At 60.4% G+C, this 12383-nt stretch carries 10 protein-coding genes; 7 read left to right on the top strand and 3 right to left on the bottom strand.

Annotated elements, in window-relative coordinates; genetic code table 11:
• Positions 1-10 precede the first annotated feature (10 nt).
• On the top strand, positions 11-1846 hold the full coding sequence (gene ilvD / locus V6S97_RS04875) for a dihydroxy-acid dehydratase (protein ID WP_003507800.1): 1836 nt from the start codon (positions 11-13) through the stop codon (positions 1844-1846).
• Positions 1847-1907: 61 nt separating this feature from the next.
• Here ilvD and V6S97_RS04870 read toward each other — a convergent pair whose 3' ends face one another.
• Positions 1908-2390, bottom strand: a complete 483-nt coding sequence (locus V6S97_RS04870) for a GNAT family N-acetyltransferase (RefSeq protein ID WP_111794216.1) — start codon at positions 2388-2390, stop codon at positions 1908-1910.
• A 229-nt stretch (positions 2391-2619) separates the two neighbouring features.
• Between V6S97_RS04870 and V6S97_RS04865 the strand changes: the two genes are divergently transcribed.
• Entirely contained in the window at positions 2620-3621 is a 1002-nt protein-coding gene (locus tag V6S97_RS04865; protein WP_111794215.1) for a serine hydrolase domain-containing protein, read from the top strand.
• 16 nt (positions 3622-3637) lie between these two features.
• On the opposite strand, the gene V6S97_RS04860 is transcribed toward V6S97_RS04865, so the two are convergent.
• The gene (locus V6S97_RS04860) at positions 3638-3988 is read right to left on the bottom strand and encodes a lysozyme inhibitor LprI family protein (RefSeq protein ID WP_003507804.1); all 351 of its coding nucleotides are present in this window, start codon (positions 3986-3988) and stop codon (positions 3638-3640) included.
• A 186-nt stretch (positions 3989-4174) separates the two neighbouring features.
• Between V6S97_RS04860 and V6S97_RS04855 the strand changes: the two genes are divergently transcribed.
• Together V6S97_RS04855 and V6S97_RS04850 are read left to right on the top strand one after the other, a co-directional pair.
• Positions 4175-5581, top strand: coding sequence for a DegQ family serine endoprotease (locus V6S97_RS04855; RefSeq protein WP_060726354.1), 1407 nt, complete (start codon positions 4175-4177; stop codon positions 5579-5581).
• The gene (locus tag V6S97_RS04850) at positions 5578-6894 is read left to right on the top strand and encodes a replication-associated recombination protein A (RefSeq protein WP_060726353.1); all 1317 of its coding nucleotides are present in this window, start codon (positions 5578-5580) and stop codon (positions 6892-6894) included. The genes V6S97_RS04855 and V6S97_RS04850 overlap by 4 nt, the downstream gene beginning before the upstream one ends.
• A gap of 112 nt (positions 6895-7006) precedes the next feature.
• On the opposite strand, the gene V6S97_RS04845 is transcribed toward V6S97_RS04850, so the two are convergent.
• Positions 7007-7321 (bottom strand): DUF1883 domain-containing protein, encoded by a 315-nt coding sequence (locus V6S97_RS04845; protein ID WP_060723301.1) that lies wholly within the window; start codon positions 7319-7321, stop codon positions 7007-7009.
• Positions 7322-7563: 242 nt separating this feature from the next.
• Here V6S97_RS04845 and V6S97_RS04840 point away from each other — a divergent pair, with 242 nt between their 5' ends.
• The 3 genes from V6S97_RS04840 to V6S97_RS04830 all read left to right on the top strand — a co-directional run bounded on the left by V6S97_RS04840 (position 7564) and on the right by V6S97_RS04830 (position 12303).
• Entirely contained in the window at positions 7564-9378 is a 1815-nt protein-coding gene (locus V6S97_RS04840; RefSeq protein ID WP_060723300.1) for a methyl-accepting chemotaxis protein, read from the top strand.
• A 339-nt stretch (positions 9379-9717) separates the two neighbouring features.
• Entirely contained in the window at positions 9718-11001 is a 1284-nt protein-coding gene (locus V6S97_RS04835; RefSeq protein WP_003507821.1) for an extensin-like domain-containing protein, read from the top strand.
• 480 nt (positions 11002-11481) lie between these two features.
• On the top strand, positions 11482-12303 hold the full coding sequence (locus tag V6S97_RS04830) for a sulfite exporter TauE/SafE family protein (RefSeq protein WP_003507823.1): 822 nt from the start codon (positions 11482-11484) through the stop codon (positions 12301-12303).
• Positions 12304-12383 lie beyond the last annotated feature (80 nt).

The raw sequence follows: 12383 nt of genomic DNA, 5'->3' as shown, positions 1-12383 counted from the left end.
GGAAAACACCATGCCAGCCTATCGCTCAAGAACGACAACCCACGGCCGCAACATGGCGGGCGCGCGCGGCCTTTGGCGCGCCACCGGCATGAAGGACAGCGATTTCGGCAAGCCGATCATCGCTGTCGTCAATTCCTTCACGCAGTTCGTGCCGGGCCATGTGCATCTGAAGGATCTTGGCCAGCTCGTTGCCCGTGAAATCGAGGCGGCAGGCGGCGTCGCCAAGGAATTCAACACCATCGCGGTTGATGACGGCATCGCCATGGGCCATGACGGCATGCTCTATTCGCTGCCGTCGCGCGAAATCATTGCGGATTCCGTGGAATATATGGTCAATGCCCATTGCGCCGATGCGATGGTGTGCATTTCCAACTGCGACAAGATCACGCCCGGCATGCTGAATGCGGCGATGCGCCTCAACATTCCCGCCGTTTTCGTTTCCGGCGGCCCCATGGAAGCGGGCAAGGTCGTTCTGCACGGCAAGACGGTCGCGCTTGATCTGGTCGACGCCATGGTTGCGGCAGCAGATGACAAGATTTCCGACGAGGACGTGAAGGTCATCGAGCGTTCGGCCTGCCCGACCTGCGGTTCCTGCTCCGGCATGTTCACCGCCAATTCGATGAACTGTCTGACCGAGGCTCTGGGTCTGTCATTGCCCGGCAACGGTTCGACACTCGCCACCCATTCGGATCGCCGGCGGCTGTTCGTCGAGGCCGGTCACCTGATCGTTGATCTGGCGCGCCGTTATTACGAGCAGGACGACGAGACCGTTCTGCCGCGCACGATTGCCAACAAGGCGGCGTTCGAAAACGCCATGTCGCTGGATATCGCCATGGGCGGCTCCACCAATACGGTGCTGCATATTCTCGCAGCAGCCCATGAGGGCGGTGTCGATTTCGGCATGGAAGACATCGACCGTCTTTCCCGCAAGGTTCCCTGCCTTTCCAAGGTCGCGCCTGCCAAGCAGGACGTGCACATGGAAGACGTTCACCGTGCGGGTGGCATCATGCGTATTCTCGGTGAGCTGGAACGCGGCGGCCTCATCAACCGCGATACCTATACGGTGCACGAAGCGACGCTTGGCGATGCTATCGACCGCTGGGACATCACTCGCACCAACAGCGAGACGGTGCGTGAATTCTTCAAGGCTGCCCCCGGCGGCGTGCCGACACAGGTGGCTTTCAGCCAGTCCTCGCGTTGGGACGATCTGGATACCGATAGCGACAACGGCGTCATCCGCTCGGTCGAAAAGCCCTTCTCCAAGGATGGCGGTCTGGCCGTGCTTTACGGCAACATCGCGCTCGACGGCTGCATCGTGAAGACGGCAGGCGTTGACGAATCCATCCTGAAATTCACTGGCCCGGCGGTCGTTTACGAAAGCCAGGACGCAGCGGTGAAGGGCATTCTCGGCAACGAGGTCAAGGCGGGCGACGTCGTCGTCATCCGTTATGAAGGACCGAAGGGCGGCCCGGGCATGCAGGAAATGCTCTATCCGACCAGCTACCTGAAATCCAAGGGCCTCGGCAAAGCCTGCGCGCTCATCACCGACGGTCGTTTTTCGGGCGGCACTTCTGGCCTTTCCATCGGCCATGCCTCGCCGGAAGCGGCGCAGGGCGGCGCAATCGGCCTCGTGCGTCAGGGCGACCTGATCGAGATCGATATTCCGAACCGCACCATCAATCTCAGGGTAGCGGATTCGGAACTGGCCTCGCGCCGCGCTGAGCAGGAAGAGCTGGGCTGGAAGCCGGAAGCACCGCGCAAGCGCAATGTCACGACGGCGCTGAAGGCCTATGCGGCCTTTGCGTCCAGCGCGGACAAGGGCGCGGTGCGGATTCTGCCGGAGTAATTTCCGCATTTGTGGTATGCTTTAAAGCCGCCGTTGATTAACGGCGGCTTTTTTGTGCCGATCACTCTTTATCGAGCCGATAAGGTCGAAGCGGCACAACTTTTCTCCGTTGCCTGCAAAGGGCAGTTGCACGGCCGGTCGCAACAAAACCCAGCTTGTCCATCAGACGGTGCGACGCCCTGTTGTCAAATAGGGGATTGGCATGCAGGGTCTTGATGCCCATGTGCTGAAAGGCATAATCGATGACGAGGCGTCCGGCTTCTTCTCCGTAGCCCTTTCCCCAAACACGGTGATCAAGCCAAAGACCGAATTCGCCTGAAAGGCCGATGAGACCGACCAGCCTGCCGTCATCCACCGCCCATACCGGGAGCCGGCGCTCAGCAATGCGCCTGATCAGACGCCGTGCATCATCGGGTTCGAAAGGGTAGGTCGTGCGCAGCAGATTGCGCAATATGAGCGGGTCGTTCGTCAGCCGGGCGAGCGGCGGCGAGTCCGTCATCTTAAAAGGTCGGAGGACAAGGCGTGATGATTTTAAGTGCGGCATCGTTTCCCGTCTTTTGCATTTGTGGCAGGATGATAGTCCTCAAGATCAGAAACTGATTCAAGCGCTTCGCATCTCGATTCCGGAATGCATGGCAACGCCTTGTTTTCATGAAGGTTCCGGAGGGCTATCAAGTTGCGGTATGAAAATCCGGTACTTGAAATGCGGTCACATTGGAGTGATTGGCGGAGTTGCCTCTTTTCATCGCCGTATGGCTTACTAGCTCAGTGACATGAAAAGACGAACCGCACTCGCCCTCATTGCGTCCCTGCCTTTTGCTGAACTTGCCCGCGCGCAAAGCTCCAGCAATGGCATCCGTTTTGATCCGTTACTGAGGGAGGCGGACGCGCTTTCCAGCCTCAGGACGGTCCTAGTCAGCATTGACGGCGAGGAGGTCGCAAGCCGCGCCTATCATGGGGCCAGCGTGAATGGCTCCACCAATATCAAGTCGGCCTCGAAATCGATCATTTCGGCGCTGGTCGGCATGGCGATTGATCGCAAGATCATCGAGAGTGCAGACCAGCCGATTTCGACAGTTCTGCGCGGCGATTTTCCGCCAAGTCCCGATCCCCGGCTGGAACGGATCACCATCGGCAACCTGTTGTCCATGCAGTCAGGTCTGGAGCGCATGTCCGGGCCGAATTACGGCCGCTGGGTCGCCAGCCGCAACTGGGTTCGGATGGCGCTGGGTTCCGGTTTTGCCGGAGAACCGGGCGGCGGCATGCTTTATTCCACCGCCTCCACCCATCTGCTCTCGGCGATATTGACCAGGGCCTCCGGCCGTTCGACGCTTGCTCTGGCACGTGACTGGTTTCGTCCGCTCAAGGGATTTGCGATCGGCGGCTGGGAGCGTGATCCGCAGGGTGTCTATCTCGGCGGTAACCAGATGGCGATGACGGCGCGGTCACTGCTGGCCTTCGGCGAGCTTTATCGGCGTGGCGGGACGACACCGGAGGGCGAGCGACTGATTTCGCAAGGCTGGATCAACCAGTCCTGGCAGCAGCGCACCAATTCGGTCTTTAACGGCGACGGATATGGCTATTGCTGGTTCATCAAGGAGATGGCGGGCGAAACGGTCTATTACGCCTGGGGTTATGGCGGGCAGATGCTCTATATCGTTCCCGCGAGGCGGCTATCCGTCGTGATGACCTCTCGTGAGGATGCACCTTCCGCCAGAACCGGTTATCGCGATCAGTTGCATGGCCTCATGGAAGTCATCATCCGTGCGGTGTAAGGGCAGGCGATAATGGTCAGAGCGGCCTGTTGATGCTCTGGAACGCCTCTCCGAGACGTTTCATGCGCTCCTCATAGGCGGCTGTCAGGCAGGCAACGTCGGCTGAACACTCCTGACGTTTCTTCAGCCATTTGCTCTGTTCGTCGCGCAGCGTGTCGCGTGCACCCATGGCCATCAGCTGGGTGAGGATGTCGAAGGTGGTGGCCATCTTCACATCCTGATCGTTGAGGGCACGGTTGTCGCAGATCGCCTTTTCATCTGCGGCCAGATCGGTCTTTGCGCAGTCGAAGCTTGCAGCAGCGGCCGGCGAAACGAGGGAGGAGGCGAGGAGCAGGCCGCAGGCGAGGAGGGGCTTTTTCAAATCCATGACGTGTCTCTTTGAGAAATGCTGTTGCGGATGAAACCGGAAAGGCGGCTTGCTGGTTCCATTTCGCTGTTGCCATGATTTGGGAAAAGGCGCGACTTGGGAAAAGGATAGCCATCATCTTGCCGCTCTTTGCTTTACAGGCTTTGGCGTTATAACTCCATCATATTGATGACGATGAGGAATCACATGCGAAGCGTGTTGAAGTATCTGTCCACCGGCTTTCTCGCCGCGCTCATTCTCCTGCCCGTGGGCGCTGGCGCACAGGACAACAGGACCGTGCCCTCAAGCCACACGGAAATGCAGCTTTCCTTTGCGCCGCTGGTCAAGCGCACCGCAGGCGCTGTCGTGAATGTCTATGCCGAGCGCGTCGTGCAGCGGCGTCTGTCGCCCTTTGCCGGCGATCCTTTCTTCGAGCAGTTCTTCGGCCAGCAGATGCCGAACCGCACGGAAAAACAGTCGTCGCTTGGCTCCGGCGTGATTGTGACCGCCGGCGGCCTCGTGGTGACCAACAATCACGTCATCGACGGTGCTGATGACATCAAGGTGGCGCTGGCGGATGGGCGTGAGTTCTCCTCCAAGGTGCTGCTGAAAGATGACCGGGTCGATCTCGCCGTTCTGCAGATCGATGCGAAAGAACAGTTCCCGGTGCTGTCGCTTGGCAATTCCGATGCGATTGAAGTTGGTGATCTGGTGCTTGCCATCGGCAACCCCTTCGGTGTCGGCCAGACGGTGACGAGCGGCATTGTCTCGGGTCTCGCCCGCAACCAGGTAACGCAGGGTGATTTCGGCTTCTTCATCCAGACCGACGCCTCCATCAACCCCGGCAATTCCGGCGGCGCGCTGATGAACATGGCGGGTGAGCTGATCGGCATCAATACGGCGATCTTCTCCAAGGGCGGCGGATCGAACGGTATCGGTTTCGCCATCCCCGCCAATCTCGTCCGGGTTTTCGTCGCTGCTGCTGAACGCGGTGACGCGAGCTTCGAGCGTCCCTATATCGGCGCCACCTTCGATCCCGTGACATCAGACGTTGCTGAAGCGCTTGGCCTGCACCGGGCCCGCGGCGCGCTTGTCGTCAGCGTCGTCAAGGGTGGACCGGCCGAAAAGGCGGGCATCGAGCCCGGCGAGGTCGTTACCGCCGTCAATGGCTTCGAGGTGGAGCATCCGGATGCGCTGGGATATCGCGTGACCACCGCCGGTATCGGCAAATCCGCCGAACTAACGGTGGTGGAAAAGGGCAAAGAGAAGAAAGTTACGATTGCGCTCGACACCGCGCCGGAAACCGCGCCGCGTGATGAGCGCCTGATCGAGGGCCGCAATCCCTTTGCCGGCGCGACAGTCGCCAATCTCTCGCCGAAGCTTGCCGATGAATTGCGGATGCCGTCACAGGTGACGGGTGTTGTGATCACCGATGTGAAGCGCGGTTCGCCGGCCTATCGTGTCGGTTTCCAGCCGAAGGATGTGATCCTGTCGCTGAACGGTGCAGACATCGCCTCCACCGCTGCGGTCGAAAAGGCGCTGGATGACAATCCCGGCTTCTGGCGCGTGGAAATCCTGCGTGACGGGCAACGCATTCGGCAGTTCCTGCGATGAGCGACGATCTTTTCGCCCCGCAAGTGCCCGTGGAGGTCGCCAACCGGCGGCCTCTTGCCGATCGCCTGCGTCCGAAGACGCTGGCGGAGGTGACCGGGCAGCCGCATCTGACGGGCGAGGAGGGCGTTCTGCGCCGCATGATCGATAGCGGGTCGTTGGGATCGATGATCTTCTGGGGCCCGCCCGGCACCGGCAAGACCACCGTTGCGCGGCTGCTTTCCGGCGAGGCGGGGTTGGCCTTTGAGCAGATTTCGGCGATCTTTTCCGGTGTCGCCGATCTCAAGAAGGTTTTCGAGGCAGCGCGCACACGTCGGATGAATGGCCGGCAGACGCTGCTTTTCGTTGACGAAATCCATCGTTTCAACCGCGCCCAGCAGGACAGTTTCCTGCCGGTGATGGAAGACGGCACCATCATTCTGGTGGGCGCCACCACCGAAAACCCGTCCTTTGAGCTGAATGCCGCTCTGTTGTCGCGTGCGCGCGTGCTGACGTTCGGCTCGCATGACGAGGAGAGCCTGAGCGAATTATTAAAACGCGCCGAGGAGGCGGAGGGCAAGCCCCTGCCGCTCACCGAGGATGCGCGTGCAAGCCTCATCCGGATGGCCGATGGCGATGGCCGCGCCGTGCTGACGCTTGCCGAAGAGGTCTGGCGCGCGGCGCGCAAGGATGAGACCTTCGATACCGCGGGGCTGACGCGCATCGTGCAGCGTCGCGCCCCGGTTTATGACAAAAGCCAGGACGGCCACTATAATCTCATTTCGGCGCTGCATAAGTCCGTGCGGGGTTCGGACCCGGATGCGGCGCTTTATTATCTCGCCCGCATGTTCGATGCCGGCGAAGACCCGCTCTATCTCGGGCGGCGGCTGGTGCGCATGGCGGTTGAGGATATCGGCCTTGCCGATCCGCAGGCGCTCGTCGTCTGCAATGCCGCCAAGGACGCCTATGATTATCTGGGCTCACCGGAAGGCGAGCTCGCATTGGCTCAGGCTTGCGTCTATCTCGCCACCGCGCCGAAATCGAACGCCGTCTATACGGCTTTCAAGTCGGCGATGCGGGCGGCCAAGGAAAACGGCTCGCTGGTGCCGCCGAAACATATTCTGAACGCGCCGACCAAGCTCATGAAGGGCGAAGGTTACGGCGATGGCTATCGCTACGACCATGACGAGCCGGATGCCTTTTCCGGGCAGGATTATTTCCCGGAGAAAATGGGGCGCACGACCTTTTACGATCCGCCGGACCGGGGTTTCGAAAGGGAAATCCGCAAGCGTCTGGACTGGTGGGCGAAGCTGCGCCGCGAGCGGGGATCGCGTTAGGTTTTTGCGCGGTTTGAGCCGAAACCGTATGGCGGTCGATCTTGAGAAAAAGATTCAGGCCGTTGGCAAAAAGAGTCGCAAAACCGCGGCAACTCACTGTTTTTAAAGAAGATCAGGATGCTTTGCGATGTGGTGCTGCCTGCGGCTGCGCGGGCAGCATCTTGACCGAGGATTCGGCGAGGCCGCTATGGCCTTCGGCGTCGATGACCAGATGCCAGTGTAACGTCTCTGGAATGGCGAGGCGGATCGGCGATTTTTTCGCGACGCCGCCGAGATATTTGAAGTCGAGCAATTCGGTAAAACGCTGGAAATTCGCCCCCGTCATCAGCCGGACATTGTTGACGGCCGACAGGGATACTTCAATGACCGTGCCGGCCCGAAGTTCCTTCAGGTCATAATGCGTATAGCGAAAATTGGGCCGTGCCATCGCGCGCCTCCCTGCAGTGTAATTTCGGTCAAGGAGGATAGGGGTGGCAGGGTTAACGCTGTCTTTAAATGCCGCCGGCCGGTTTGAAAATTCACGCTTTTTGTACCGGTTTGGAATGGCGGTGCGAATTAATGTGAGCATATAAGAATAATACCAACGTATAATATGTGTATTTAATAATAATAAATTTTTTGCCTTTAACATCGGCTGGTCGAAGTGCATCAGCGACGTTGAGGGGGAACATGAAAAACGTAACAATATCTATGCGCCTGTATGCGCTCGTCGCATTGTTTCTGGCAATACTGGCCGCGGCTCTCACATTCAGCCTGTTTGAAAGCTACCACGAAATGGAGCGCGAACGGAAAGCCGGGCTTGCGGCAATGAACGAAACCGCTGTTGCCATTCTCGATCAATATTACCGGCTGGAGCAGGGCGGAAGCCTGACGCGGGAGGCGGCGCAACAGCAGGCCAAGACGACCATTGCGGCAATGCGCTACGGCAATGGCAGCGGCTATTTCTGGATCAACGACATGCATCCGAAAATGGTGATGCATCCGATCAAGCCCGAGATGAACGGCACGGACCTTACCGCCAACAAGGACCCGAACGGCAAGGCGCTGTTCGTCGAGTTCGTGAACACGGTCAAGGCAGGCGGCAAGGGCTTTGTCGATTATTACTGGCCGAAGCCCGGTGCGCCGGAACCGGTCGAGAAATTCTCCCATGTCGCCGGTTTCGCCCCCTGGGGATGGATTGTCGGCACCGGTGTTTATGTTGACGATCTTGAAGCGGTGTTCTGGCGCGACGTCTATTTTAATGGCGGTCTTTGTGTCGTGGCCGGCCTTCTGGTTGTCGGCGTGGCCGCAGCCGTCGTGCGCAGCGTGACCCGGCCGATCGATCTCATCCGCCAGAGCATGCGGCGCATCGCCGATGGTGACGGCGCGGCGGATATCCAGTTCGCCGACCGTCGCAATGAAATCGGCGCGATTGCCAAGACGCTGCTGGTACTGCGCGACAGCGTCAATGAGCGCAGCGCGCTGCAGGCCCGCGAGGCCGACCAGCAACGGGCGCTGGAAGAAGCGCGGCACGGCAACGAGATGGTGCTTCGTTCCGCATCCGAGCGGCAGGCCCATGCCATGGAGCAACTGGGCAATGCGCTCGAAGCGCTTGCCAATGGCGATCTGACCGTTTCGCTTACCGATATCGGCACGGACTATGAAAAGCTGCGCATGGACTTCAACCGTGCCGTCGGCGCATTGCACGGTGCGATCGAGGCCATTGCCAGGACCGGCCATGTCGTCAATGACAGTGCCTCTGATATCAGCGGCGCGACCGGCAATCTTTCCCGCCGGACCGAACAGCAGGCGGCGGCGCTGGAGGAGACGGCAGCCGCTCTCGACGAAATCACCGCCACGGTGCGCACCGCTTCCGAGCGGGCCAACGAGGCCCGGCAGATGGTGCAGGACACGAAAACCAGCGCCGGCCGCTCGGGCGAGATCGTGCGTAATGCCGTCGACGCCATGGGCCGCATCGAGGACTCTTCCAAGCGCATCGGGCAGATCATCTCTGTTATCGACGAGATCGCTTTCCAGACCAATCTTCTGGCGCTGAATGCCGGTGTGGAAGCGGCGCGTGCGGGCGAGGCCGGGCGTGGTTTTGCCGTGGTGGCGCAGGAAGTTCGCGAACTGGCGCAACGTTCTGCCAATGCAGCCAAGGAGATCAAGACCCTCATCAACCGTTCGGCGGAGGAGGTCGGCGGCGGCGTCGCACTCGTGCGCTCGACAGGTGATGCGCTGGAGGAGATCTTGGCGCTGGTCAACCGTGTCGATGGCCATGTCAACTCCATCGCCACGGCCGCGCGCGAACAGGCGACCGGCCTGCAGGAGATCAACACCTCCGTCAACCACATGGACCAGATGACCCAGCAGAACGCCGCCATGGTGGAAGAAACGACGGCGGCCAGCCAGACGCTCGCCGAGGAAAGCCGCCAGCTGCGCTCGCTGCTGTCGCGTTTCGAACTTGGAAATGGGGTTGCGCGCGAGGTTTCACGGGCCGCGTGACATATGCGTTTGGGTAAAGTGGAGGGCGCGGCCATGGCTGCGCCCTTAGATGAATGAGAAGCTTTTCCAGCACTCGACGTCATCCTCGGGCTTGACCCGAGGATTCATTCCTCGTGCGGCTCTTGATCCTCGGGTCAAGCCCGAGGATGTCGGAGGAGAGGTTTCAGCGTTTATGTCGTGACCTTCGACGCGATTTCGGTCGTGCCTTCTTCATTTGCAGCGTCATGCAACAACCAGGTTCGTTATTTCCCGTAACCAATAAGGTTTCGTTTACCTCATTTCTTTAAAATTTATCCTGTATTGCCGCGAATAGCGGCCGCTGAAGGTACAGGTTCTCGTATGGCGTATGTTTCCCTTCCGCGTCGTCTTGTGACGTTGCTGATGATTTCCACGGTCATGGTGTCGTGTTCGGCGGAGGGCCTCGTGCCACCGGCGGAAGTGGACGGCACCACGCGCGTCAGCGCTATCCGCTCCTCGCGGCAGCAGGGTTACAGCGCGCCGGCGGGTGCCGTGTATCAGGCGGAGCGGGTCGGGCAGGGCGGTGACTATCCCGCGGCCGTTTCTCAGCCAATGCCGGAACCTTACGCCTCGCAGGATCCCCTGCTGCAATCGCCGCAGGGCGGGCAGGGTTATTCGACACTCGATTCCCAACATCAGGCGCGCATGGCGGCCAGCGGACATACCACTGTGCCGGCGCAGACCATGCAGAGCCAGACCATGCCCGCGCAGCAGATGACCGGCAACCAGATTGCTGAAGGCGAAGGCGGCGTGAACATGGATTCCATGCTGGGTGTGGAGCCGGTCCGCGGACTTGCCGAAGAACAGGATGCGGAGATTGCCGAGGGTGCTTCCGCGCAGCCGGTGGTGGATGGCATCGGCACGGATAATCCCATGGCCGTGCCTCCGGCTCGTCAGCCGCAACGGGCCAGCCAATCGCGGCTCATCCCGCCGCCGCCGCTCGGCTCCTCCTCGCGCCGCCAGCCGGTGGAGGAAGTCGCCATGCTCATGCCTGATAATCCGATGGCGGGCGGCGGGCCGCAAAGCAACCGCTCGATGCCACCAGGCGTCATGCCATCTTCCGAAGTTGCCTGCCGCTCCGAACTGCGCCGCCTCGGCGTTGCTTTCCGGGACGTTGCGCGCATTGCCGATGGTCCGACCTGCGGTATCGATTATCCGATCGAACTCAGCGGTCTCGCCAGCGGCGTCGCCATCCGCCCGGCCGTGAAGCTCAATTGCCAGGTCACGCTTGCCTTTGCCAAATGGGTGAAGTTCGAACTCGTGCCATCCTCGCGCTTCCGTTATCTCTCCGGCGTTGGTCGCATCACGCCGATGGGCGGCTATTCCTGCCGCAAGATGAATTCGCGTTCCAGCAATCCCTGGTCGGAACATGCGCGCGGTAACGCCATCGACATCGGCACCATCACGCTGAAGAACGGCAAGGAAATCGACGTGCGCAGCAAGAGCTTCTTCGCCTTCCGCGAAAAGGCGCTGCTGAAGGCGGTGAGGTCCGACAGCTGCAAATATTTCTCGACCGTTCTCGGACCGGGCAGCGATCCCAACCACTGGAACCATTTTCACTTCGACCTGCGCACGCGCAAGTCAGGTTACAGGCATTGTGACTAGGAGACGCGAAAGGCGTGATTGGGCGGGGCGATAGTCGGGCGGCGTTTTAGACGCTCGCTATAATGCGTCATGTTTGCAACTTCCGTCATTCCGGCCTTGAACCGGAATCCAGCCAGCTGAAGTCCTTGAGCTGAAAGGAGCCTTGCCGTCGCGCCGACGCGCGTCGGCTGGATTCCGGCTCAAGGCCGGAATGACGGAAGTGTGGATTCACTTTCCGGAATTCCAACTCTTCTGTCACATTCCCACAAAAAAAGACCGGCCCGAAGGCCGGTTGAAGAAGACAGCCTTATCGGGGGGATATCGGCGTCTTTGCAAGGGCATGCAATGGGAAAACGATCCCATGGAGTGGTCCATTCGGCGCGGATATGCGGCAAAAGACATCGCGCCGTACTGACCTGCGGCCAACATGGCTTGCCGCGCTCTTCTGATACGCTATGAGGGTCACATGTTTGTGACAACGGCCTTCGGGAGCCTGCCTTTATGCCCCCTGTTTCAGAGCTGATGGTCTTTGCGGCGGCGCTTGCGGTAGCGGGTGTGGTCGCCGGTCTTCTGGCCGGCCTGTTCGGCATCGGCGGCGGCGCGGTGCTGGTGCCCGTCTTCTACCAGGTCTTCGGGCTTCTGGATGTGCCGGAGGCGGTGCGCATGCATCTCTCGCTCGGCACCTCGCTTGCCATCATCGTGCCCACCTCCATCCGTTCGTTTCTCACGCATCGTCAGAAAGGCGCTGTTGATATCGATCTGCTGAAGGGCTGGATCGTTGCCGTACCGCTCGGCACCATCCTCGCATCCGTGGTTGCCGCCTATGCCTCCAGCGTTGCACTGCGGCTGATCTTCGCTTTCATCGCGCTCGCGCTCGCCTTCCGGATGATCTTCAACCGGGCGAGCTGGCATCTCGGTTCCGACCTGCCGCAAAACCCGGGCCGCTTTCTTGTTGGCACCGGCATCGGGCTCTTTTCCGGCCTGATGGGCGTGGGCGGCGGGGTGATGAACAACACCTTCATGACGCTCTATGGACGCACGATCCATCAGGCGGTGGCCACCTCTTCCGGTGTCGGCGTGCTGATTTCGCTGCCGGGTCTTCTGGGCTACATCTGGGCCGGCTGGGGGCATTCGGGCTTGCCGCCGTTTTCCACCGGCTTCATCAACTGGATCGCCGTGGTGCTGCTGATCCCCATCACGCTTGTCGTTGCGCCCTATGGCGCTCGGCTCGCCCATGCGCTCAGCAAGAAGCAGCTGGAGCGGGCCTTCGGGGTGTTTCTGGTCTTCGTCGCAGCGCAGTTTTTCTATAGCGTCTACGGCTGATTTTCCGTCTCTGCCGAACGCAGTGTTCGGTCCGCTGGGGTGGCATTTGCAACCTCTGCGGTCTATATGGCGTTCATCTT

The organism is Agrobacterium sp. CCNWLW155 (assembly GCF_036888815.1).
GTDB lineage: Bacteria > Pseudomonadota > Alphaproteobacteria > Rhizobiales > Rhizobiaceae > Agrobacterium > Agrobacterium radiobacter.
Note: the sequence above shows the minus strand (reverse complement) of the source record. Positions and strands in the feature narration are given on the sequence as shown.